At 32.6% G+C, this 24,128-nt stretch carries 26 protein-coding genes and 1 pseudogene; 8 read left to right on the top strand and 19 right to left on the bottom strand.

The genetic code is table 11. The features are described from left to right. Positions 1 to 84 precede the first annotated feature (84 nt). From LPB248_RS05255 to LPB248_RS05245, 3 genes are all read left to right on the top strand, one after another. The gene (locus LPB248_RS05255) at positions 85 to 543 is read left to right on the top strand and encodes an Lrp/AsnC family transcriptional regulator (RefSeq protein ID WP_177210520.1); all 459 of its coding nucleotides are present in this window, start codon (positions 85 to 87) and stop codon (positions 541 to 543) included. 360 nt (positions 544 to 903) lie between these two features. Further along, positions 904 to 2,307: a dihydrolipoyl dehydrogenase gene (gene lpdA / locus LPB248_RS05250; protein WP_177210519.1), complete on the top strand. Its 1,404-nt coding sequence runs from the start codon at positions 904 to 906 to the stop codon at positions 2,305 to 2,307. A 156-nt stretch (positions 2,308 to 2,463) separates the two neighbouring features. Beyond that, positions 2,464 to 3,006: a lipocalin family protein gene (locus tag LPB248_RS05245; RefSeq protein WP_177210518.1), complete on the top strand. Its 543-nt coding sequence runs from the start codon at positions 2,464 to 2,466 to the stop codon at positions 3,004 to 3,006. Between the two features lie 59 nt (positions 3,007 to 3,065). Here the strand turns inward: LPB248_RS05245 and LPB248_RS05240 are convergent, their stop codons facing one another. Next, the gene (locus LPB248_RS05240; protein ID WP_177210517.1) at positions 3,066 to 3,440 is read right to left on the bottom strand and encodes a DoxX family membrane protein; all 375 of its coding nucleotides are present in this window, start codon (positions 3,438 to 3,440) and stop codon (positions 3,066 to 3,068) included. 298 nt (positions 3,441 to 3,738) lie between these two features. On the opposite strand from LPB248_RS05240, the gene LPB248_RS05235 reads away from it, so the two are divergent. The 3 genes from LPB248_RS05235 (at position 3,739) to LPB248_RS05225 (ending at position 8,631) form a co-directional block, all read left to right on the top strand. Next, positions 3,739 to 5,025, top strand: a complete 1,287-nt coding sequence (locus LPB248_RS05235; RefSeq protein WP_177210516.1) for an anthranilate synthase component I family protein — start codon at positions 3,739 to 3,741, stop codon at positions 5,023 to 5,025. Between the two features lie 214 nt (positions 5,026 to 5,239). After that, positions 5,240 to 6,550 (top strand): tRNA lysidine(34) synthetase TilS, encoded by a 1,311-nt coding sequence (gene tilS / locus LPB248_RS05230; RefSeq protein ID WP_177210515.1) that lies wholly within the window; start codon positions 5,240 to 5,242, stop codon positions 6,548 to 6,550. Beyond that, positions 6,550 to 8,631 carry a protein-disulfide reductase DsbD family protein gene (locus LPB248_RS05225; RefSeq protein WP_177210514.1) on the top strand — a complete coding sequence of 694 codons (2,082 nt, stop codon included), beginning with the start codon at positions 6,550 to 6,552 and terminating at the stop codon, positions 8,629 to 8,631. Before tilS ends, LPB248_RS05225 begins: the two co-directional genes overlap by 1 nt. A gap of 173 nt (positions 8,632 to 8,804) precedes the next feature. Here LPB248_RS05225 and LPB248_RS05220 read toward each other — a convergent pair whose 3' ends face one another. Then, complete coding sequence (locus tag LPB248_RS05220; protein WP_177210513.1) at positions 8,805 to 10,121, bottom strand: ammonium transporter; 1,317 nt, start codon at positions 10,119 to 10,121, stop codon at positions 8,805 to 8,807. Positions 10,122 to 10,437: 316 nt separating this feature from the next. Between LPB248_RS05220 and LPB248_RS05215 the strand changes: the two genes are divergently transcribed. Next, a complete protein-coding gene (locus LPB248_RS05215; protein WP_177210512.1) occupies positions 10,438 to 11,412 on the top strand; it encodes a Gfo/Idh/MocA family protein in 975 nt (324 codons plus the stop codon). A 79-nt stretch (positions 11,413 to 11,491) separates the two neighbouring features. After that, positions 11,492 to 13,027 (top strand): YifB family Mg chelatase-like AAA ATPase, encoded by a 1,536-nt coding sequence (locus LPB248_RS05210; RefSeq protein WP_177210511.1) that lies wholly within the window; start codon positions 11,492 to 11,494, stop codon positions 13,025 to 13,027. 168 nt (positions 13,028 to 13,195) lie between these two features. Here LPB248_RS05210 and LPB248_RS05205 read toward each other — a convergent pair whose 3' ends face one another. The 17 genes and pseudogenes from LPB248_RS05205 to LPB248_RS05125 form a co-directional block, all read right to left on the bottom strand. Next, complete coding sequence (locus LPB248_RS05205) at positions 13,196 to 14,065, bottom strand: alpha/beta hydrolase (RefSeq protein ID WP_177210510.1); 870 nt, start codon at positions 14,063 to 14,065, stop codon at positions 13,196 to 13,198. A gap of 77 nt (positions 14,066 to 14,142) precedes the next feature. After that, positions 14,143 to 14,580, bottom strand: a complete 438-nt coding sequence (locus LPB248_RS05200) for a hypothetical protein (RefSeq protein WP_177210509.1) — start codon at positions 14,578 to 14,580, stop codon at positions 14,143 to 14,145. Further along, positions 14,580 to 14,966 (bottom strand): hypothetical protein, encoded by a 387-nt coding sequence (locus LPB248_RS05195; protein ID WP_177210508.1) that lies wholly within the window; start codon positions 14,964 to 14,966, stop codon positions 14,580 to 14,582. Before LPB248_RS05195 ends, LPB248_RS05200 begins: the two co-directional genes overlap by 1 nt. Before the next feature lie 102 nt (positions 14,967 to 15,068). Further along, the gene (locus LPB248_RS05190) at positions 15,069 to 15,569 is read right to left on the bottom strand and encodes an SRPBCC domain-containing protein (RefSeq protein ID WP_177210507.1); all 501 of its coding nucleotides are present in this window, start codon (positions 15,567 to 15,569) and stop codon (positions 15,069 to 15,071) included. A 48-nt stretch (positions 15,570 to 15,617) separates the two neighbouring features. Beyond that, positions 15,618 to 16,115, bottom strand: coding sequence for an SRPBCC family protein (locus LPB248_RS05185; RefSeq protein ID WP_177210506.1), 498 nt, complete (start codon positions 16,113 to 16,115; stop codon positions 15,618 to 15,620). Next, a complete protein-coding gene (locus LPB248_RS05180) occupies positions 16,105 to 16,431 on the bottom strand; it encodes an ArsR/SmtB family transcription factor (RefSeq protein ID WP_177210505.1) in 327 nt (108 codons plus the stop codon). The genes LPB248_RS05185 and LPB248_RS05180 overlap by 11 nt, the downstream gene beginning before the upstream one ends. Positions 16,432 to 16,585: 154 nt before the next feature. Next, positions 16,586 to 17,773 carry a hypothetical protein gene (locus tag LPB248_RS05175; protein WP_177210504.1) on the bottom strand — a complete coding sequence of 396 codons (1,188 nt, stop codon included), beginning with the start codon at positions 17,771 to 17,773 and terminating at the stop codon, positions 16,586 to 16,588. A 151-nt stretch (positions 17,774 to 17,924) separates the two neighbouring features. Continuing rightward, positions 17,925 to 18,632 carry a M949_RS01915 family surface polysaccharide biosynthesis protein gene (locus tag LPB248_RS05170; protein WP_177212507.1) on the bottom strand — a complete coding sequence of 236 codons (708 nt, stop codon included), beginning with the start codon at positions 18,630 to 18,632 and terminating at the stop codon, positions 17,925 to 17,927. Between the two features lie 53 nt (positions 18,633 to 18,685). After that, the gene (locus LPB248_RS05165) at positions 18,686 to 19,174 is read right to left on the bottom strand and encodes a YegJ family protein (RefSeq protein WP_177210503.1); all 489 of its coding nucleotides are present in this window, start codon (positions 19,172 to 19,174) and stop codon (positions 18,686 to 18,688) included. A 21-nt stretch (positions 19,175 to 19,195) separates the two neighbouring features. Continuing rightward, on the bottom strand, positions 19,196 to 19,663 hold the full coding sequence (locus LPB248_RS05160) for a DUF1572 family protein (protein WP_177210502.1): 468 nt from the start codon (positions 19,661 to 19,663) through the stop codon (positions 19,196 to 19,198). Between the two features lie 35 nt (positions 19,664 to 19,698). Continuing rightward, positions 19,699 to 20,250 carry a hypothetical protein gene (locus LPB248_RS05155; RefSeq protein WP_177210501.1) on the bottom strand — a complete coding sequence of 184 codons (552 nt, stop codon included), beginning with the start codon at positions 20,248 to 20,250 and terminating at the stop codon, positions 19,699 to 19,701. Positions 20,251 to 20,838: 588 nt separating this feature from the next. Then, positions 20,839 to 21,198, bottom strand: a complete 360-nt coding sequence (locus LPB248_RS05150; protein WP_177210500.1) for a hypothetical protein — start codon at positions 21,196 to 21,198, stop codon at positions 20,839 to 20,841. A gap of 35 nt (positions 21,199 to 21,233) precedes the next feature. Then, positions 21,234 to 21,599, bottom strand: coding sequence for a hypothetical protein (locus LPB248_RS05145; protein ID WP_177210499.1), 366 nt, complete (start codon positions 21,597 to 21,599; stop codon positions 21,234 to 21,236). A gap of 59 nt (positions 21,600 to 21,658) precedes the next feature. Beyond that, positions 21,659 to 22,111, bottom strand: coding sequence for a hypothetical protein (locus LPB248_RS05140; protein WP_177210498.1), 453 nt, complete (start codon positions 22,109 to 22,111; stop codon positions 21,659 to 21,661). Between the two features lie 12 nt (positions 22,112 to 22,123). After that, positions 22,124 to 22,945, bottom strand: coding sequence for a hypothetical protein (locus tag LPB248_RS05135; protein ID WP_177210497.1), 822 nt, complete (start codon positions 22,943 to 22,945; stop codon positions 22,124 to 22,126). Between the two features lie 93 nt (positions 22,946 to 23,038). Beyond that, positions 23,039 to 23,341, bottom strand: coding sequence for a hypothetical protein (locus LPB248_RS05130; RefSeq protein WP_177210496.1), 303 nt, complete (start codon positions 23,339 to 23,341; stop codon positions 23,039 to 23,041). A gap of 163 nt (positions 23,342 to 23,504) precedes the next feature. Further along, positions 23,505 to 23,895, bottom strand: a pseudogene (locus LPB248_RS05125) (helix-turn-helix domain-containing protein). Positions 23,896 to 24,128 lie beyond the last annotated feature (233 nt).

Here is a 24,128-nt window from a genome sequence, read left to right as displayed (position 1 = left end):
AAATTTGATTCTAAAATTGCAATTCAGTAGATTTTATTTCTTTTTAATAGCCATCAACTATCAACCAAAAACCATCAACTAAAAATGACTTTAGACGCTACAGATAAAAAACTCTTGGTTTTACTTCAAACCGATAGTAAAAAAACAACCAAAGAATTATCCTTAAAACTAGGTCTTTCTGTTACAGCAGTATATGAAAGAATCAAGAAATTAGAGCGCGAAGGCATAATAAAAAACTATGTTGCCTTAGTCGATAAATCTAAAATTGAGAAAGGTTTTGTGGTTTTCTGCCACTTAAAATTGATCCAGCACACTAAAGAATTCTTAACTAAATTCGAAAGCGAAGTCATTAAACTCAACGAAGTTTTGGAGTGCCATCACGTAAGTGGTGATTACGATTATATTCTGAAAGTCTTAGTAAAAGATATGGAGGCGTATAGAGAGTTTTTAGTCACAAAATTAACGTCATTACAGCATATTGGAAGTACACAAAGCATGTTTATGATTAGTGAAGTGAAGAACTCTACGGTTATTTCTTTTTAAGGAGTTACAAAGGTTCAGAGTTACAAAGGTTCAAAGGTTTTTTTGTAGAGACGCACTGAAGTGCGTCTAACGTCCAGTTTGTCATCCTGAGGAACGAAGGATCACACACGGAACTCTACAAAGATTGGTGATTTTGCATGTGGAACTTCTAGTGTGATTCTTCGTTCCTCAGAATGACAAGCTTGCATATAAACTTTGCGGCGCTGCTCCCGATAGTCATCGGGATTGCGGGATTATACAATCTTAACATTCTTTTCTACTAAAACAGGCTAATATTTCACACAAAAAACATTGAAATTTAAACCTTAAACAGAACTTTATTGCTTAATTTTGTAACCGCTAAAATAAAAACAAATTACTATGAGTTCATTTGACGTAGTCATTATAGGTTCAGGTCCTGGAGGATATGTATCAGCAATTCGTTGCGCACAATTAGGTTTCAAAACTGCCATTGTAGAAAAATATAATTCATTGGGTGGAACTTGCCTTAACGTAGGTTGTATTCCTTCAAAAGCATTATTATCTTCTTCTCATCATTATGCTGAAATTGCTCATTTTGCAGATCACGGAATTGAAGTTTCAGGAGATGTAAAAATCAATTTAGAGAAAATGATCGCACGCAAACAAGCTGTTGTAGATCAAACAGTAGGTGGAATCAACTACCTAATGGATAAAAATAAAATTACTGTTTTCAATGGTTTAGGTTCTTTCGTAGATGCAACTCACATTGCTATTGCAAAAGCTGACGGAACGTCTGAAACTATCGAAGCAAAATATACTGTAATTGCTACAGGATCAAAACCATCTTCTTTACCATTCATCAAAATTGATAAAGAAAGAATCATCACTTCTACTGAAGCTTTAGCTTTAAAAGAAGTTCCAAAACACTTAGTTATCATTGGTGGTGGAGTTATCGGAATCGAGCTTGGACAAGTTTACTTACGTTTAGGAGCTCAGGTTTCTGTAGTTGAATTCATGGACAGAATCATTCCTGGAATGGATGGTGCTCTTTCTAAAGAATTGACTAAAGTGTTGAAAAAACAAGGAATGAAATTCTACGTTTCTCACAAAGTAAAATCAGTTGAAAGAAACGGTGATGCTGTTGTAGTTCAAGCTGAAAATGCAAAAGGAGAAACAATCACACTTGAAGGAGATTATTCATTAGTTTCTGTTGGTCGTCGTCCTTATACAGACGGATTAAACGCTGACAAAGCTGGAGTGAAAATTTCAGATAGAGGACAAGTTGAAGTAAACGATCATTTACAAACTAACGTTCCGAATATCTATGCAATCGGTGATGTTGTTCGTGGAGCGATGTTAGCGCATAAAGCAGAGGAAGAAGGAGTAATGGTTGCTGAAATTTTAGCAGGTCAAAAACCACATATCGATTACAACTTAATTCCTGGTGTAGTTTACACTTGGCCAGAAGTTGCAGCAGTTGGACAAACTGAAGAGCAATTGAAAGCTGCAGGAGTGAAATACAAATCTGGAAGTTTCCCATTCAAAGCTTTAGGACGTGCAAGAGCAAGTGCTGACTTAGACGGATTCGTAAAAATCTTAGCTGATGAGAAAACAGATGAGGTTTTAGGAGTTCACATGATTGGAGCACGTACAGCAGATTTAATTGCTGAAGCGGTTACTGCAATGGAATTTAAAGCTTCTGCTGAAGATATTTCAAGAATGAGCCATGCGCACCCAACTTTCGCGGAAGCGGTAAAAGAAGCAGCTTTAGCAGCAACTGAAAATAGAGCTTTACACGTATAATTTTTGCGTTGAATCATATTTAAAACCGTCAGAGCAGTCTGGCGGTTTTTTTATGCAATATTTTTAAGCGTTATATAATATAATAATCAAAAATAATTTTGTAAATTAGATGTGTAGTTCAGGTGCTATCTTTATGATAATTAAAAAGATAGTGTTATGAAAACTAAATATGTAGTTCCAGTTTTGATTGGAGCAGGAATCGGAATCGCGTTGTACTCATGCGGAGGAGGAATTCCAAATAAAGCAAAAGCTGTAACAAACTTTGACAGCGCAAAATATCTCGGAAAATGGTATGAAATTGCCAGATTAGATTACAAATGGGAAAGAGATTTGAACAATGTAACTGCCGAGTATTCTTTGAACGAAGATAAAACTATAAAAGTCGATAATAAGGGCTATAATGTCAAAAAAGACAAATGGGAACAAAGTGTCGGGAAAGCTAGATTTGTCAAAAAGGACAATATTGGTATGCTGAAAGTCTCATTTTTTGGTCCTTTTTATTCTGGTTACAATGTCGTAGCAATCGATCCTGATTACAAATACGCACTTGTAGCTGGAGAAAATTTAAAATACATGTGGATACTTTCTAGAGAAAAAACAATTCCAGAAAGTATAAAAGCAGACTTTCTTATCAAAGCTCAGGAAATTGGGTATAAAGTAACCGATCTAGTTTGGGTAAAACATGATAAGACAAATTAAAAATAAAAAGTCCGTCAGTGTTATATCTGACGGACTTTTTATTTTGAGTCAAAAGATGTTTAGGCAGTAAAAACACTTTTGTAATTATCCCAGTATCTGTAGATCAAGAATAAATTTCCTAGAAAAAGAAGAGCCGCAATAGGCAAGCCATCTGGCGTAAGGAAATAATTGATAAACAAAATATTTACCGTAATCGGTAAGATCAAGATGTTTGCTAAAGTTACATAACGCCCAGTTACAAATGCAATTCCACAAAGCAATTCGATAGATTTTGCTAGAGGCATTAAATACGTAGAAGCCATTAAACCAACATTAAAAGCTTTAAAGTCTCCTGTAGTTTCTGGTTCAGGCATAAGGTGGAAAAAATAACTGATAGAGGCGAAAAGCAGCAAAAGACCGATTAAAACGCGGACAATAATTGTGGCAATTTTCATAATACTTAGGATTTTTTAAGGGTTAAAAAATATAATTAAGTTATTGGAAAAGATGCAATCTAAAGCTCAAACGAGAATCTCAAATTATTTTTTTTGAGGTTCTTTTTTAAGGATTTTACAATCAAATTAATGCTGTTTTAGGATTAATCTAAATGTATATCAAATATAACGAATTTTTTCTTATAAAAAGTATCTGTTTTTAACAGTTTTGTAATGCAATTCAAAACGTTGGATTATTTTTTTGTTTTCTGCTAATGAAATAATTTTGTCGTAATTTTGACCTTTAAAATTACCATTTTTGAGAGTTTCCATCCGTAAAAATATTGCCAATCCGAAACTGTTTAAAGAACAGCTTTTAAGTTGGGCGCAGCAATTTCGCGAAGTCGTTTTTTTAGACAGTAATTCTTATCCGCAGCAGTATTCTAGTTTCGACTGCATATTCGCAGTAGATGCTTTTACGTCTTTAAAAACAGATTATTACAATGCTTTTGAAGATTTAAAACAATATCAGCAAAACACAAAAGACTGGCTTTTTGGATATCTTTCTTATGATTTAAAGAATGATATTGAAAATCTTCAGTCAAATAATTTTGATGGTTTGGACTTTCCTGACTTGTTTTTCTTTCAGCCTAAAAAAGTTTTTATTCTAAAGGGAAATGAACTCGAAATTCAATATTTAATGCTTTGTGATGATGAGGTTGAAGAGGATTTTAATGAGATAGTCGAAAGTCAAACTGAAACATTTGTCACACTGAGCGGAGTCGAAGTGAAGCAACGTATTTCGAAAGAATTGTACGTTGAAAAAGTAAATAAAATGCTTCATCATATTCATATTGGGGATATGTACGAAGCAAATTTCTGTATGGAATTTTATGCCGAAGATGCTGTTATAAATCCGTTAGAAAAGTTCCAGAAATTGAATGAAATTTCACAAGCGCCTTTTTCAGTTTTCTTTAAAAATTACAGACAATATTTGCTTTCTGCTTCACCAGAGCGATATTTGAAAAAAGAAGGAGATAAGATTATTTCACAACCAATCAAAGGAACTTCTAAGCGTTTTGCAGATCCGATTGAGGATGAAAAATCAAAGAATATTTTGGCTTCTGATGCTAAAGAACGAGCTGAAAATATTATGATAACCGATTTAGTTCGAAATGATTTGTCGCATACGTCTCAAAAAGGTTCGGTTGAGGTTGAAGAACTTTGTGGGATTTATTCGTTTTTACAAGTGCATCAGATGATTTCTACTATAACTTCAAAATTAGATCCGCAATATTCTGCAGTAGATGTTTTGAAAACAACATTTCCAATGGGAAGCATGACAGGAGCTCCAAAGATTTCAGTTATGGAAATTGTCGAAAAAATAGAAGAAACCAAAAGAGGATTATATAGCGGTGCGGTTGGTTATTTTACTCCAGATGGCGATTTTGATTTTAATGTTGTAATCAGAAGTATTTTATACAATCAGGAAAATAAATATATTTCTTTTTCGGTTGGAAGCGCTATAACATCACTTTCAATTCCAGAAAAAGAATACGAAGAATGTTTGCTGAAAGCAAAGGCAATGCACGAAGTTTTGCAGTAATTTTTGTTTGCCACGAATTCACGAATTTTTTCTTCAATTCGATAAAAAAAAATATAGCCACAGATTAAAATGATTAAAAAATCTGTGAGAATCTTTTTATCCCGATAGCTATCGGGAGAGGCAAAAAAAAGAATTCGTGAATTCGTGGCAGAAAAAAACAACGCTTAACATTTCGTTTAAAAATAGATCGAATTTAATTTTTTACTTTTATCAGATGTTTTCAAAATTTCAAAATCATATCGTTTCAAGATTTGCCTTTTTAGCCGAAAAAAAACTTTTTCTGGCTGTAAGCGGTGGACTAGATAGTATGGTTTTGCTGCATTTAATGAATCAATTGCCTTATGAAATTGCGGTTTTGCATTGCAATTTCCAGCTTCGCGGATTAGAAAGTTTTGGAGATCAGGAATTTATTAAAAAGTATTGCGATCAGAATAATATCCCGATTTTTACGACTCATTTTGATACAGAAGCTTTCGCTAAAGATTACAAACTCTCTACGCAAGTTGCTGCACGGGAACTTCGTTATAGTTGGTTTTATGAATTATTAGAAGAAGAAAACTTCGATTATATTCTAACTGCACATCACGCCGATGATAATCTAGAAACTTTTATCATCAACTTAACTCGCGGAACTGGTTTAGAAGGTTTAACTGGAATTCCGGAACAAAACGATAAAATTATTCGTCCGTTGCTTCCTTTTTCGAGAGAAGAAATTTTGAAATATGCTCAGGAAAACAATATTGAATGGAGAGAAGACAGTAGTAATGCTTCAACTAAATATCTGAGAAATAAAATCCGTCATAATTTGGTTCCTGTTTTAAAAGAAATCAATCCGAATTTTTTGGATGCTTTTCAGAAAACACAATCTTTTCTTCAAGAATCAAAAGAAATGGTTGAAGATGCATCAATCATGATTTATCAACAGGTAGCAAAAGAAGTTGGTGATGATATTCATTTTGATTTAAAACAGCTAAAAAAACTTCCTAATTATAAATCGTATTTATACCAATGGCTGAAAGAATTTGGTTTTTCGGCATGGAATGATATTTATGATTTGGTTGAAAGCCAATCTGGGAAACAGGTGTTTTCAGAAGAATTTAGATTACTGAAAAATAGAGAAATATTGATTTTGAGTCCGCTTGTTGAAATCTTAGAAAAAGAAGAATATGAGATTGATGCAAATGAGACAGAAGTTAATTTTCCCTTAAAAATGAGTCTTTGTAACGTAGGTCACACAACATTCGGCTCAAATAAAGTTATATTTGTCGATTCCGATAAAATCCACTACCCTTTGATATTACGTAAATGGAAAGAAGGAGATGTTTTTCAGCCTTTTGGAATGCGTGGAAAGTCAAAAAAAGTTAGTAAACTTTTTAAAGATGAAAAGCTGTCATTGATCGAAAAGGAAAAAACATGGATTTTATGTTCTGATAATCAAATAGTCTGGGTAGTCGGAATGAGACAGGATGAACGTTTTAAAATAGAAAAAGCCACAAATAAAATACTTAAAATAGAATTACAATAATGAACTTTACTCAAGCCCATCAGTCGATAACTTCGAAAAGTATCTGGAATAAAATCAATGTTTTTTTACTCTTTTTCTTTTTTGCATTAGCAAGTAACGCTCAAATTTTAGAACCAGTAAAATGGACTTCTAAAATGGAGAAAAAAGGAGATAAAGTTATTTTGATTTTTGATGGAACGATCGAAAAAGACTGGCACATGTATTCTCAGTTTACGCCAGATGGCGGACCACTTGCTTTGGAAATTTCGTTTAAAAACCAAAAAGGAAATTACGAGTTAGTTGGAAAAGCAAAAGAAGGCAAAACAAGAACAGCTTTTAACGATGTTTTTGGTGTAGACGAAACTTTCTTTGAAGGCAAAGCACATATCGAACAAGAGATAAAAATCATAAACCCAAATTTAAAAACGGTTGATGTAGAGTTTGATTTTCAAGTTTGTAAAGAAGTTTGTATCAATTCAAATAAAAAATTCTCAATTGCAGTACCTTCAACTTTTAAAATGGATGAAGTTCCAGTTGTAGCAGAGGCAAAATTAGACGAAACAAAAGTTGTTGGTTTGGCGGTTGATACTGTTAAAAAAGAAGAAGCCGTACAGCCAAAAGTAGAGAAAACGGCTGAAACTGCAAAAGAAGAAATTCCTGTATCAGCGCCGACAAGAAGTTTATGGTCAATCTTTTTTCTTGCATTTTTAGGTGGTTTTGCCGCTTTATTTACACCTTGTGTTTTTCCAATGATTCCAATGACGGTGAGCTTTTTTACTAAACAAAGTAAAACTAGAGCAAAAGGAATTAGAAATGCGATTTTTTATGGACTTTCAATTATCGCTATTTATGTAGTATTAGGTTTGCTTGTAACTAAGATTTTTGGGGCCGATGCTTTAAATGCGTTATCTACAGATGTTTGGTTTAATTTAGTTTTCTTCATTATTTTGGTCATTTTTGCAACGTCGTTTTTAGGAGCATTTGAAATTATGCTTCCAAATTCGTGGGCAAACAAAGCAGATCAACAAGCCGATAAAGGTGGTATCATAGGTATATTGTTTATGGCTTTGGCATTAGCTATTGTTTCATTTTCGTGTACAGGACCAATTGTTGGGACGCTATTAGTTGACGCAGCTTCAAACGGAGGAATTGCTCCAATTGTTGGAATGTTAGGATTCTCTTTAGCATTAGCGCTTCCGTTTATGTTATTTGCAATGTTCCCAGGATGGTTAAACTCTTTGCCAAAATCTGGAGGATGGCTAAATACTGTAAAAGTGGTTTTAGGGTTTTTAGAATTGGCTTTAGCATTCAAATTCTTATCAAATGCCGATTTGGTTTTACAATTGCATTTCTTAGAAAGAGAAGTATTTATCGCAATCTGGATTGCTATTTTCGGAGCAATGACGTTGTATTTGTTCGGAAAAATTACTTTGCCTCACGATAGTCCGACGAATCATATTTCTGTTGGAAGATTGTATTTAGGATTATTGACATTAGTATTTACGATGTATTTAATTCCTGGACTTTGGGGAGCGCCTTTAAAATTAATTAGTGCATTCCCGCCGCCGCCGCAGTATAGTGAAAGTCCGTTTGGAGTGGGAGGATCAAGAAACGGAGCAGTTTCTTCAGAATCTATTAAAGGACTTCCAGCGGGAGCAGAATTAGGGCCGCACGGAATTATGGTTTTCCACGATTACGAAGATGGTTTAGCTTACGCAAAAGAAATCAATAAGCCAATTATGCTCGATTTTACAGGTTATGCTTGCGTAAACTGTAGAAAAATGGAAAATAATGTTTGGTCAGAGCCAGCAATTCTGCCGATTCTTAAAAATGATGTAGTTTTAATTTCTCTTTACGTTGATGATAAACGTGAATTGCCAAAAGAGAAACAATTTACAACAGCATCAGGAGACAAAATCATTACAGTTGGCGATAAATGGACAGATTTTATGATTTCTAAATATAAAACCAATACTCAGCCTTTGTATGTGATTACTGATTTGGAAGGAAATAATATGAATACTTCTAAGCCTACAATAAGTTATGTAAGTGCCGATGAATATCTTAATTGGCTGAAAGAAGGAATTTCGAATTTTAAGTAATTAAGAGAAAAGATAATAGAAGCAAGATAATAGAAGCGAGAGGATGATTCAGAAATCTTAAATCTACATTCTAAAATCTAAAATATAAAAGGGATTTAATTCAAAGCAAAAAGCACTCTAAGTCAAATTTAGAGTGCTTTTTTATTTATCAAGCGAAAGTGAAAATTAATTTATTACAAGAATTCTCCGTGTTGAGAGATGTCTAGTCCAAGTTCTTCTTTTTCTTCTGTAACTCTTAGAGGAGTAATTTTATTTACGATAAAGAATAATACATAAGAACCTATAAAGGCAAAGATTGAAACTGCAACTAAAGCAGTCAATTGGTTGATGAATAAAGTTGGAGTTCCGAAGATTAAACCTTGATTATCTCCAACAGCTGGGTTGATTGCTTTTGATGCAAAAACACCAGTTAAAAGCATACCTACCATACCGCCAACACCATGACAAGCAAATACGTCAAGAGCATCGTCGATTTTTCCTTTAGGGAATTTGCTCACTACAATGTTACTTACAATTGCAGAGAATAAACCAATGAAGATTGCGTGAGGAATACTTACGAAACCAGCAGCAGGAGTAATAGCAACAAGACCTACAACAGCTCCGATACAAGCTCCAAGAGCAGATAATTTATGTCCTAAGATTTTATCAAGGAAAACCCAAGCCATTGCAGCAGCTGCAGCAGCAACAGTAGTTGTTCCTAAAGCTTGAGCAGCAAGACCATTTGCTCCTAAAGCAGATCCAGCGTTGAAACCAAACCATCCAAACCAAAGTAAACCAGTTCCTAATAATACATAAGTAATTCTAGCAGGATTTACTTTTTGAACTTTTCTTTTTCCTAAGAAGATAGCTCCAGCCAAAGCAGCCCATCCAGCGCTCATGTGAACTACAGTTCCTCCAGCGAAGTCAAGAACTCCCATTTTGAAGAAATATCCATCAGGATGCCATGTCATGTGCGCAAGTGGAGCGTATATTAATAATATGAATAAAACCATGAATAACAAATAAGCCCAGAAACGAATACGTTCTGCAAAAGCACCTGTAATTAATGCAGGAGTAATGATGGCGAATTTTGCCTGAAATAATGCGAATAATATAAATGGAATTGTTGGTGCAAGGCTCCATGCGGTATTGGTTCCAACTCCTGCAAAGAACAAATTCTCAGATGGATTTCCGATAATTCCTCCAATTGTTGGTCCAAAAGCCAATCCAAAAGCAACAACTGTCCATAGAATAGTAACAATTACCATTGCCATAAAACTTTGAAGCATAGTACTAATTACGTTTTTCTTACCTACCATACCTCCGTAGAAAAATCCTAATCCAGGTGTCATTAACAATACAAAAGCTGTTGCAACGATCATCCAGGCAGTATCTCCTGTATCAAACTTTACTGCTTCTGCAGGAATTGGGTTGTCTGCAATGATAAAGTTTGAAATAAAGCTTAGTACCAAAATCGTGATAAGAATCACACTTAAAATAATTTTTCGCATAGTTATTTAGTTTTAAAATTTTTTATAAAAGTATAAAATGATTTAATACCCCCTAAAAAAATAGGGTTACATGTTTAATTTTTGTTAAATTTAAAATTTAACCCCTATGATTTTGCGTGAATTTCTTAAAACAAACTTAAAATTTACAATTTGGCAACATTTTTTTTTCACTTACCACCATTTTTGATAATTTTTGGGGTAATTGATTGCTATTTTTTGTAGGATAATAGATATTTGTTGTTTAAAAAATGTCTCTTACAGGTTGTAAAGGATATTTTTTAATCTTTTTAACAATTTTGATGATTATAATATAAGAATGGGAAATAGAAGCATTAAATGGGGAATAGTAGGGCTCGGAAATATTGCAAGTCAGTTTGCATCTGATTTGTTATTGATTGAAAATGCTGAACTGACGGCAGTTGCTTCAAGAGATCTTACTAAGGCAGAGCAGTTTGGTGAAAAATTTAATGCTTTAAGAATGTATAATTCTTATGATTTGCTTTTTGAAGATTCGGAAGTTGAAATTGTTTACATTGCAACTCCTCATAACTCGCACGTTGAACTATCTATAAAAGCATTAGAAAATGGCAAACATGTTCTTTGCGAAAAACCAATGTCTTTGTCTTATAAAGATGCTCAGAGAATAATAGAAGCTTCTAAAAAGCATAACAGATTTTTTATGGAAGCATTCTGGACTAGATTTATTCCGTCTGTTCTAGATGTTCTACAAAAAATTAATAACGGAATAATAGGAGACATAAATTATATAAAAGCCGATTTTGCCTTTCACGGAAGTGAAACAGAAAATAAAAGACTATTTGACAAAGAACTGGGAGGAGGAGCACTATTTGATATTGGTGTTTATCCTTTATTTCTGTCTTATCTACTATTAGGAAAACCAAATGAAATTGCGGCAAAAGCAATCAAACATAAAAATGATATTGATCTCCAGACTTCTATGATTTTGCAATACGAAACGGCACAATCTGTTTTGCACGCGTCTATAGTTTCTGAGTCTGATATGAAAGCCATTATTTCGGGGACAAAAGGACGAATAGAATTAAATGCTCCGTGGTATGTTGCTGATGGTTATTCTTTATTTATAAATGAAGAAAAAGAAGCTACTTTTACTTTGCCAACTTTAGGAAAAGGATATTCACATGAAATTATCGAATGTCAAAATTGTATTCTGAACAATGAAATCGAAAGTAAACTTTGGTCGCATCAGAATTGTTTGGATTTGAGTGAGATAGTAGAGGTGATTAAAAATCAAATTACGCTGCCTTTTTAGAATTAAATTATTTTGTAATAAAATATTTACAATTAATTATTTTTTCATTAGTTTTAAAAACTATTAATGAAAGATAATTATGTTAGTAAAAGTTTACGGAAGTGCCGTATTTGGGGTTGAAGCCACAACGATTACAGTTGAGGTTCATATGGATAAAGGAATTGGTTATCATTTAGTTGGACTTCCAGATAATGCTATAAAAGAAAGTAGTTTTAGAATTGCGGCTGCTTTAAAGAATAACGGATTTAGTTTTCCGGGAAAGAAAATTACAGTCAATATGGCGCCTGCCGATCTTCGAAAAGAAGGTTCTTCATACGATTTGACATTGGCAATGGGGATTTTAGTTGGTTCAGATCAGATTAAAGCGCCAGAAATTGAACGCTATATTATTATGGGCGAACTTTCTCTAGACGGAAGTTTGCAACCCATTCGCGGTGCATTGCCTATTGCAATCAAAGCAAAGGAAGAAGGTTATAAAGGATTTTTTCTCCCGATTCAAAACGTGAAAGAAGCGGCTATTGTAGCAGGTTTAGATGTTTATGGTGTTGAAAATCTAAAAGAAATTGTTGATTTTTTTGCTGGTAAAGGAACGCTCGAGCCAACTGTAATTGATACACGAGCGGAATTTTACAAAACACTTGATTTCCCTGAACATGATTTTTCAGATGTCCGCGGACAAGAAAGCATTAAACGCTGTATGGAAATTGCAGCGGCGGGCGGACATAACATAATTTTGATTGGCCCGCCAGGAGCAGGAAAAACGATGCTGGCCAAACGTGTTCCGAGTATTTTACCACCAATGACCTTGCGCGAAGCTTTGGAAACTACTAAAATTCATAGCGTTGCAGGGAAATTAAAGGAAGTCGGATTGATGAATCAGAGGCCTTTTAGAAGTCCGCATCATACTATTTCTAATGTTGCTTTGGTTGGTGGCGGAAGCTATCCTCAGCCTGGTGAAATCTCGATGGCGCACAATGGTGTTTTATTTTTGGATGAATTGCCAGAATTCAAAAGAGATGTTTTAGAAGTCATGCGTCAGCCTTTAGAAGATCGTGAAGTGACAATTTCGAGAGCCAAATTTACCATAACCTATCCGTCGTCTTTTATGCTAGTGGCGAGTATGAACCCAAGTCCGAGCGGATTTTTTAATGATCCAAGTATGCCAAATACTTCTTCGCCACACGAAATGCAGCGTTATATGAGTAAAATTTCTGGACCTTTATTGGATAGAATTGATATTCATATAGAAGTTACTCCAGTTCCGTTTGAGAAATTATCAGACGAACGAAAAGCAGAAAGCAGTGTAGAAATTCGCAAACGAGTAACGGCAGCACGAGAAATTCAGACCAAACGATTTGAAACCGTAGAAAATGTCCATTATAATGCGCAAATGAGCAGTAAACTAATTCGGGAGTTTTGCGTTTTAGACGAACCTTCAAAAGAATTGCTAAAAACAGCGATGGAAAGATTAAATCTTTCTGCACGTGCTTATGATAGAATTTTAAAAGTCTCTAGAACTATAGCTGATTTAGATCATTCAGAAAATATCGTTTCTTCGCATATTGCCGAAGCGATTCAATATAGAAGTTTGGATAGAGAAGGCTGGCTGGGGTAGATTGTTTATTGTGAAATGTGAAATGTGAAATGTGAAATGTGAAATGTGAAATGTGAAATGTGAAATGTGAAATGTGAAATGTGAAATGTGAAATGTGAAATGTGAAATGAAGGCTTTAATATCTTACATCTCACATCTCACATTTCACATTTTACAATATAACAAGGTCTATTCTTTACTTTTCGGATAAAAGAATTTAAACGAATTAGAAACGGCTGTATGTAAAATTGATCCGTGATTTTCTTCTGGGAAATAATCGAAGTACGTTTTTACATTTTTGCTTTTAGATCCTTTTAGTTTTTCTGCCAGTAAATTAGCATCAACTTCCATAACATGCGGAATTGCTGTTGGAGCTAATCCTTCTTTGCCAACCGCAATATAAATTTCAGTTGGTTGTGTAAAATTTTCTTTCAGCATTTCAGAATCCAAATCTAGCAATGAGCCATTGTTCCACCATAAGCTCGGACTTACAATCACATACTTATTAAAAAGAGTTGGCTTTTTGAGTAAGATTTCAGTTCCTAATAATCCGCCAAGAGATTGGCCAATGATGGTTTTAGAATCATTTGTCTTGTATTTTTTCTCAATAAAAGGCTGTAATTCTTTTTCGATAAAAGCAATAAATTGATCAGAATGTCCAGTTGTAGGAAAGCGAGTTTTATCATTTTCAACAGTAGTAGGAAAAGTAAAATCGCGTCTTCTGTCAACAGTTGCAATTCCGACGACAATTGATTTTGGAACCTGATTGATCCATTCAAAACTATTAAACTGAACCAATCCCGAAATATGAATAAAATCTTCATCTGCAGAACCGTCTAATAGATAAATGACAGGATATTTTGTCGCTTCGGCAGGATTATAGCCTTCAGGAAGATAAATGTTTAAAATTCTTTTTTCGTTTAATTCTTTTGACTGAATTTCATCAATAACGCCTAAAACGAATGGTTTTGAAATTTCGTTAGTTTTGGTTTGTTTTTTTTGGCTGAATAGCAATGTGGAAGAAAAAAGCAAAAATGCGAGAGCAAAAAAATTGTTCATTATAAAATGATGTAAAATGTTTTTATAAAATTAGTTTTAATTAAGAGATTTCAAAACTATTTAATTGTAAAAAATCTTTAAGATTCTATTTTTAAACACCATTGCATTGTTTTTAAATTATCAATTTCAATATCAGATAAATTTTTGGTTTTATATTCTGTAAATCCTTTTTTTAAAATTTGATTTCCATAATTTTTCTGCATCCAAAAAGGAAGTTCAAAAACACTTTTATTCCAGTTTTTTAAAGTGAAATCTAGAATCGAACTGACATTTTTATCTGTTTTGGGATTAATTTCTTGAAGAATTAGTCCTGCATATTTTTGGTCGTTGTAAATGGTGTCGCTACGATTCTCATTTCCAAAAACTTTCAAAACTCCTTCGATAATTATTTCGTTATTTACGTTTTTCAATATTTGAATTAACTGTCTAATTCTCAGATCTCCATTTTTTTTAGTTTTATCTACAGATTCAAAAATTTCATTTCTGAGATCTTCTGGGCTGGAGGGGAATTTCATTAATTTTTGAAATTTTGTGGTAAAGATTCTTGTTTTACTTCTTGTTCAGGCTTGTAATAACTGCTTCTATTTGTAGTTACAATTAAAACGCCAGCTTCGCCGTAATTACCATAGATTCTGATTCCAGCTTGTTTTTCAAGAGCAATAATTTTTTTTATTTCAATTTTAGAAAGCACAAGTCTTTCTTTTTCTAAATCTTCAAAGCGATGCGGAATTCCGTCAACTACGACAATCGGATGATCTGTAATTTTTCCAGCTTTGGCAAGATTTGTAATAGAATCTGAAAGGTATAGTTTGTCTTGCCCTTCATCAGAAAGTTCGTATCTGTTTTGAGAAAAAACTGCAGCTGAAATGAACAAAAACAAGAAAGTAAAGAATTTCATCATTTTTTTAGTTTTTTAGATCATAAAATTAATTTTCGAATCGAAAATACAAAAAAAATCCTGCAAAAATGCAGGATTTAACAAATGGTATTAAGTATTTTAAATTTATTTTTTTTCTGCAAAAATAGCATCTAAACCTTCCATAGCAATAGTAAAGCCTTCTTTGAAACCCATTTGGATAATCATTTCCAAGTCGGAAAGTTTTTCATGTTTAATTACAATATCAACAAAAGTAGCATTGTCTTTTTCAGAGAAAGTCACATCCCAATCAGAACGCGGAAACTCTTTGTTTAAATTTCCTTCGCTGTCGCTAAAAGCATCTAGCCATTTTACATTTGTCTTCGGGTTTATCGAAGTGTAATCAGCAATTGCCCAATGTTTTTCACCTTCTGGTCCAACCATGGCGTATAATCTTCTTCCGCCTTCTTTAAATTCCATGCTTTTCGTTTCAGATTTCCACGGAGCTGGTGCCCACCATAAATCCAAAATTTGAGCTTCTGTCCAAGCAGACCAAACTTGAGATAAAGAGGCGTTAAATTCGCGTTTTACATTTACAGTTTTATTTTCTTTATCTACAGTAAAATTCATTAAAAGATTTGATTTCATTTTCTTTAGATTTTAAATTCGTTACTAGTTAATTAAGATCAACAGATTTTATTTTTTGGCTAAGATTTTGTCCAAGCCTTGCATTGCAGAAGTAAATCCTTCTCTAAAGCCCATTTCAATTATTTTTTGCAGTTCTTCAAAACTGTCACGTCTAATTAAAATATCAACAATTGTCGAATTGCCTTGTTCAGAAAAAGTGATGTCCCAATATGAACTTCCAAATTCAGAATTCGGATTTCCTTCTGCATCAGAAAAAGTAGCAGAGTGTTTAAAGTTTGTTTTAGGAGAAATCGAAGAATACACAAAATAACTCCAGCTTTCTTTACCATCAGGCCCAACCATGGCATACAATCTTTTTCCGCCTTCTTTAAACTCCATGTTTTTGGTTTTAGATTTAAACGGAGCTGGTGCCCACCACAAATCTAGAATTTCGGCTTCTGTCCAAGCAGACCAAACGTTTGACAATGGTGCATCAAATTCGCGTTTTACATTCACCGTTTTATTTTCCTTGTCTACAGAAAAATTCATTAATAAGTCAGTTTTCATTTTCTTTAGATTTTAAGTTAAGTAATACCTGATCCAATTGGCTAAAACGCTGTTCCCAAATTGCTTTAAATTGCTCTAGCCATTGATCAACTTCTTTCATTTTATCAATTTTGAGCTGATAATAAATTTCTCTGCCCAATTTTTTTTCTTCCAATAAATCACATTCATTCAATATTTTAATGTGTTTAGAAACCGCTTGTCTTGTAGTTTGAAACTGCTCTGCAATAGCATTTGGAGTTAATGCAGTTGAAGAAATCAAAACTAATATTGCTCTTCTCGTCGGATCGGCAATAGCTTGAAAAATATCTCTTTTCATTTTTTTGAATATTTATTAGCAACTAATCAGTTGCAAATATACGCAACTTTTTGGTTGTGCAATTTAAAAAGACATTTTTTTTAATGAAAAAGTTTAAAGCAAAAAAAAAGGCACATCAAAAATGCGCCTTTCTTTTTATAATCATGTTATATAATTACCGTCTAAATTTATTTTTTACAATGATATCTTTCAGCTTAGCTTTCAGATCTTCACCTGTATCATAGACCATTTGTTCATTGTTTGGAAACGCAACAGCACGTTTGTCAAAATACCCAAGATAATTATCGTCACAGGCATTTCTATTTCCTTTGTAAGTGGAATAAACATTCTCAAAAACATATTCACTGCTTATTGGGAAAGTTTGCACCAGCTGATTGCTTTTTAAATCGATATAATCAACTTTTGCCGTTACCAGACAAGACTTAAACTGTCTGAATTCATAAACTGTTGCGCGAAGTGTTTTATAATTATCCACTTTAATTTCTTTGCCTAAACTATCCTTTACAGGTCTTCCGCGGCTGTCCAAAAGCGTTTTTACACCATCTTTAACTTGTCTTTCCTTAACAAATTCTTTCTCTTTAATTTGTTCTGGCGAAATCGCAATTTGTCTGAAACTCAAAATTAGACTATAATCGTATGTTACATTTTTTTGTCTTGCGCTGTGGTAAACCGTCCATTTATCATTCAAACCGTAGGTTTTAAAATCTAATAAATCTTCCTGAAGCATTTTCGGAATCACCATTTCGGTTTCGTTTTTGGCATAAACATCTACAAAATCAGTTCCTTTAAACTGAGCATCGTCCATCAGTTTTTTGGTGTTTTTGTAGCCAGGGTTAATGCTTTCCAAATAAGCAAAATCGTCGTATGCTTTTCTGAAATCCAATTTGTTGTTTGATTTTAAAAGCGTAGAAGCGTTTTCATATAAATACTTAGAAAGCGCATTTTTACTGTTTACAATCTCATTCGAATAATTATCAAACGGAAAATTAGCATTTCTTCCCAGCTTCAATAAAGGCAAAGGCAAAATTGGTCTAATTTTTTCTTGACGATTATTCAGCTGTACATAAGTATTATAAATGCGTTCAGCATTTGCAGGATTATTTTCTTTATTCAGCATTTCCAAATTACGCAAATCGCGATCTTTGGCTTTTGCAAAAGCTTCTTCAAGCAGATAAACATAATCTTGTTTTCCTTTAGAATCTTTTTTGGTACGAAGTGCCTCAACCGCGCGATCAATTGCACCGTCGTAATTTCCATCGCTAAGCATTGATTGTGTTGTTTTTACCCCACAAGAAGAAAGGGCTAAAAACAATATAGAAACGAAAAAAGTAATTTTTTGCATAGTGTGTTTTTTGAAGTTGCAAATATATTTTATTTAACTTTCAACAACTATGCCTTTTTCTAATTTATTTAAGGAGCAGAAATGCAGTTTTCAAAATAAACATCTGTCCCGCTGTATGGTATATCTTTTGCATCTGCTATCGCAGACACATCTAATCTTCCCATGTTTCGATCAAGTTATCATTCCATAATTTCTGAGCAAACTCCTTAAAAACTTTTTGACCTTTTTTAAAGTTTTCATCAAACTTGAATTCGCCGCCTTGAAATTGCTTTTCACCATTATCTGCAACTCCTATTTGAACTTTATTCTCGCCGCGCATTGCATATTTTGTGTTTCCTTCGTACATAATAATTTTCATCTCAGACGGACTTACATCTCCGTGGCAAACGGTTTTATACATAAGCCAGACTTCAGCAATTCCGTTGTTGTTCAAATCTGTAACTTGAAATGTGTCTTTAATAAACGAAGCAACAAGATCGACAGGACAATCTGAAATGAAATCGTAAACTCGCCAAGTTTGCTTAGCTTGATTTTCTGAAATGATATAATGGTAGGCAAATAATTCGGCATCAGAGCCATCTGTTTCGTGTACGAACTTTTTATTGATGTGGTAACCTGTTTCAGTAGTAATTACGATATTATCTCCTGATTTGTCTTTCCAGCGAACAGCATTTTTAATATGACCTTCATATTGTATTGATTTAGGAAATTGAGTTGAATCAATTTTTTCAACAGTTAAAACAAAAGGTTCTTCTGTTGATTTCTCAGTTGACGCAGAAGTTTTAATTTCCTCTTTTTTATCTGATTTGCAACTTGAAAAAAGAACGATAGCTAATAATAGGATTGTAATTTTTTTGATGAAACGCATTTATACAATTTAATAGTTGAGTAGTTTTTTTATTTAAAGAAAAATTAATCTATCAGCATACCGCTTTCTTCGTCAAATACTTTTCGTTCTTCTTCACTCATTCGGTCTCTTAAAACACGAATGGTATAACCTCCATATAGTTTGCCTTTTATAAGATACATCCAGTCACTAATTTTAGAAGTTTCAATATCGATTTTGTCGCCTGCTTTATATTCTGTAATGTATTCGGGATCACTGTTTAAAATTCCAGAATAATTTCCATCGATATACTTAATTTCTCCAATCCACATATGTTCTATGCCTTTTGAATTAGAAAATTTAACTTTTAAAGAATGGCTATCGGCATTAAAATTAGACAATCCTTTATTGAATTCATCTAGAGTTTTATTTGCTTCCAAAATTGCAGCATTCATTTCTGGATCTTCACTTTCTACGCTGTAAATTGTTGGTTCGCCTTCTCTTTCTATTTTATTAGAATCTTTGCAGCTTGTTAGACAAAAAAGGCTTATTAGTATTAAAATATAGCTTTTCATTATTATACTACTGTTTGATTTTTAGTTTGTTATTTGTTTTTTAATTAAAACAATCTGCCCTAAATGATAATAGCTATGTTCAATCATGGCTTCGATATTTCTTTTGTAAGTTCCGTATTTGTTATCTACAAAAACTTCATTGAGGTTTTCGTCGGACATTTTTTCGATGAAAGAAGCAAACTCTTCGGCGTCATTCCAAAATTGATTTAGAAAACTATTCCATTGTTCTTGCGAAAGAATAGGAGGAAAGTCAAAGCTAAATTGATCTTTAATATCTAATGTTCCACCCTTAAAAACCTGATTAATTCCTCTTATATAATAATGAACATGTTGAGCGAGAGCTGCAACCGTATTTAAATCCTGAATCGAACTAACTGCAATTTTCCAATCCAGATTTTCTAGCTGATCTTTAAAATTGGTGTTTGCAATCCAAGTTCCGTTTAAAATGACTTCTCTAAAACGATTTGCAATTTCGGTTGTAGTTTTCATATTCAAAATAGTTTAGAAGTTAAATTACGATTAATTTATTCCTGCTGAATCCATTCGTATTTTCCATTTTTAAGATAAATAACGCCGCCTCCGCAACTTTCTTCGGCGTGAATGAAGATTCCGTCGTTTGGCAATTTTATTTTGTCTTCTTCTGCAACTTGTTCTTCGCCAATGATTTCTCCGTCTTCATTTACATTTTCAAAATAAACCTCATTTTTGGGCGCTTTTTCAAATATTCCTGCCCAATCAATTTCGTCAAAACCTTGTCCTAAAATATCATTTCCAAAGCCTAAATAATCAGTTCTTTTTCCGTTTCCGAAAGTTATTTTTAGACCGCTTTTATCATTTTTGGTACTTCTGAAAATTTCTACAGTTTCATCTAAATTATCTCCGTCAAGATCACATAAGATTTTATTGGTTTTATGTTTTGTAGATAACACAATCGTATCTGCTTCTTGTGTTTCTAGTTCTTTCTTTTCAGTTGCTTTCAAAGAATCTTTTGGAGCAATTTTAGAAGTTTCTGTTTTTGCTTCTTTTTTACAAGAAATAGTAAGTACAGACAAAAGGAGTAGAGTTCTAATTTTCATATTAGGCTTAGATAAATTTTAAAATGCTAATATAAAAAATTACGTACGAAAATAGATTGCTTTTTATTGTAGTTAAGCAGTCTTTCAGTTCATTTTTAATTTAGAGATTCAAAAAGAGCGAATTGTTTTAATATTAAAACTGCTATCGAATTTTTGAAGATTGAAGTCTTTCTCTTAAAAGTGCTCCTAAGAGTGGCAATATTCCAATTATAATAATTTCGATTAAATAGAATCCAGTTCTTTCTATAAAAGAAGGGTATTTTAAAAAGTTAGGGAATATTGTAAAAAGGGGCCATTCAAAAGGAAATATATATAATTGCATACCAGTCCAGACATAACTTGATTCTATGTTCTTATTTGGAAGCTGATTTGGACTAATAATAAGAGAAGCAATAAAAAAGATTATACCAATTAAGCCAAGAATACAGTATTTTATTTTTTTATTGTCCTTTATTATAGTAATAAATCCTGAGTAGATATATATTATCAAGGTTATAAAGAAGAATAAAAAAACCAAAAAAGGATTAGTCACCGCTAGCATTGTAAATATAAAAATGCAAACTAGAACATGAGCTAGAATTATATTTTTCATTTTTTCCTAATCTTCATCTGATATACAATTTCCCAGAAAATAATAGAAAAAATGGCATTGGCAAAAATGGCGGTTTGGACATTCTCAGTGAATGTTCTAAACAAAAGCATTTCTCCTGCTTTTATAGCCAAAAATACACTTAAAAATGCAATTAGGAATGAACAAATAATATTTAATAATAAGCTCCATTTCAAAACAAAACAAGCATAAATAATATTTAAGAATGTATATCCAAAACTTACAGTAATAAAAAAATTACTATTTAGTCTATCGGAAAGTTCAAACAAAAAGGAAGCAGCAAAAAAATACACTATAAGCATTATCAAATAGATCAAGATTCTAGCTTTTAATTTCATTTTTGCTTTTTCTTTTTTAGTAAAATTTCAAAAAATTATTTGGATTTCCTAATCTTCACCTGATACACAATTTCCCAAAAGATAATTGAGAAAACAGCATTAGCAAAAATGGCCGTTTTAACCTGATACGGATCGTAATTGACAAGCAGATGCAAATTGGTAAACTGTAAGGCCAAAAACATAGCCAAAGCTGCAATTCCGACAGCGCAAAGTACATTAAGCAAAGGTTTCCATTTTAGGGCTGTAAAAGCATAAATAAGATTTAGAATACCAAAGCCAACTCCTAAAGTTACAAAACCATCACCTTTAAATTTCTCATTTAATTCAAGAAAAAAATGCGTAGAAGTAAGGTATAAAAAGAAAAGAATAGAATAAATTAGGATTCGTACTTGTGGTTTCATTTTGTATTATTTTTTATCGAGCAAAATTAAGCATTTAAAATGAAGCTCTGATTAGGATTTTATGGTAAAAGCGTTTCTATTTTAGTTTCCGATTTTTCTTTTAGCGGACTATCTGCCTTCAAACTCCAAATGATAAGAAATTTTCCTTTTACAACATATTCTTCCGGATGTTCGTCTGTTGGCTCGCCTGCTTTTCCCCAAAGTAAACCTTGCAGAAAACGATCGCCTTTAAAAATATGATCAAACTCAAAATACATAATAGAACCGCGATCTGCTTTGCTTTTAAAACTCTGAATGGCTTTACTTTTTATAGTTCCAACAATGTTACTGTAGGTTTCAATATCGTTGTAAAAACTACAAGCTTGTGGCGTTATGCAAATATTGCCATCGCTTACCATATAACCGCCTTTTGGAATTTCTTTTGGTTTAAGTTTTAAATCGGATAGGGTTTGGCTGAATAAATTTGTTGTAAATAGTAGGAATAGTGTTGATAGTAGGATTGTAGGTTTCATTGCTTTTGGGGATTATTTAAAACTATTGAGAGTAATTTTAGAAATTATTATTTTATTCAGTTTTATAAATTTATCATTTGCCAAAATTTCTAGACCTTCTTTATTTCCAAACTCTGTAAAAAACCAATTTTTGCCATCGTCAATAGAAGTTGCTAAAATATTCCAGACCAATTTTTGATTCTGATTATCAGCTTTTACATCAAGTTCCCATTTCATCAGACATTCTAGTTGCTGATTATGATTGATTATTTGAGATGTAACAATAGACTTTCCTTTCAAATAGGTAAGGTTTATTTTGCTTTGCAGAAAATCATCCTGTAATTTCTGACCTGCCTCATTATAGTTTTGCCCTTTTAGTGTAAACGGATGCAATGAAAATGCGAATTTTTTATAATTTTTATTTACTAAATCTGCAATTTTACTATTAGCTTGACTTATTATTTGGCTATTCAGGTTTTTATCCGATAACGTAATATCTTTTTTGGGCTTAAAATTTTGAGAAATTAAACTTTTGACCACCATAGATATCGTATCTAAATTTGAAGTTTTATTTTCTTCTTTTGGAAAAAAGTAAGTTGACTTCCTTTCAACTTCATTATAAACCAATACCGAATGAGTGTTTTTAAAATTATTTCCGCTAGGTAGTTTAATTAAAAAGAGAGTGTATTTTGTTGTGCCAATACTGTCTACGTAGATTTTATATTCACAATCTTTACTTTTTTTTTCGTACTTAATATCGTAATTTGAGAATGATTCTTCTAAAGTAAATTTACTTTGTGCTATAATATTTGATATTGCAAAAAAAAGTAGTCCTACTGCTAAAATTTTTTTCATTGAACTTGTGGTTTATTGGAGTTAAAAAGCTGTTTTATTTTTAAAACTTTGAATGTTTTTTTTTATTTGCCAAGTTTAATTTTAAAATTCTAATTAACTTCTAAAAACATTAATCGTTTTTGATAAAATTAAATACAATTGAAAGGCAGTTATAGAGACCGTAATAAGTGTGAGATAAGCAGAAGAATTAATAAGTTTATTGTTTTCTACCTGTAATTGTTTTGCAATATTTACTCTTCTGTTATTTAAGGTTTTTAAAAAATGCATTAGTACGATTGACCAGCTAAACATTAAAAGGATAAAAAAGGCAAAACCGTTTGGCATTCCTTCGATGTTTAGTAAAGTATAAATTTTGGTAAAAACTATTGCAATTACAAAATAGACTAATACATACAAAAGTATTTTTTTTAACCCATTTTCAGATTTTAGAAAATAAAAAATAGAGCAATTTAATAAGACAATAAAAAGGGCAAGAAGAATATATGACATTTTGTTTCTGGGCTTAAAAAAAGCACAAAGTAAATCTCTGTGCTTTTGTAAAATTTATATTTCTAAGGAATTATTTCCCTTTTAGTAATTTTTCTAAATATTCCACTTTGTCTTTTTCAGCCTGAACCAAACGTTCGTAAAGTTCTACAACTTTGTCAAGTGGATTGAAATTGCAATTATTATTAATTCCTTGTGCACCACTAATAGAGCTATGATCGTGAAAGTTATTAAAAAAATTAAAAACAGATTCTTCAGAAAAATTTTCAATTGCTTCTTTAGTTACGCCTAAAGCTTTTGCAATTTCGATAAGTCTTTCTTCATCTACAGCTTCACTTGCTTCAATGTTAGAAACAGTTTGCTGGCTTAAACCAATTGCAATTGCAAGGGCTTCTTGCTTCATTAAGCTCTCTGATTCGGCTAATGTTTCTGCCGATATGTTTTGGTTTTGATGTCGTGCTCATAATTTCAAAGGTATTTAATTTTTTTGATTTTATTGAAGAGTAAATATATGATTTTTCTGAGGTGAATTGTTATTTAAAGTTTTAGTTTTTAAGTTACGATTATCCACAATCTTGTCATTTCGACGTAAGGAGACTCGAGCGATAGCGAACAGGCGAAGCAAATCTTCACAAGTAGCTCCGCAAAGAAAACCAAATTGCTCAAAAAGTAACCGCAATATTTGTCATTTCGACGT

Origin of the sequence: Flavobacterium sp. LPB0248 (assembly GCF_013388355.1) — a bacterium.
In the GTDB taxonomy this organism is placed as follows: Bacteria; Bacteroidota; Bacteroidia; order Flavobacteriales; family Flavobacteriaceae; genus Flavobacterium.
This window is presented reverse-complemented; position numbering and strand designations above follow the sequence as displayed.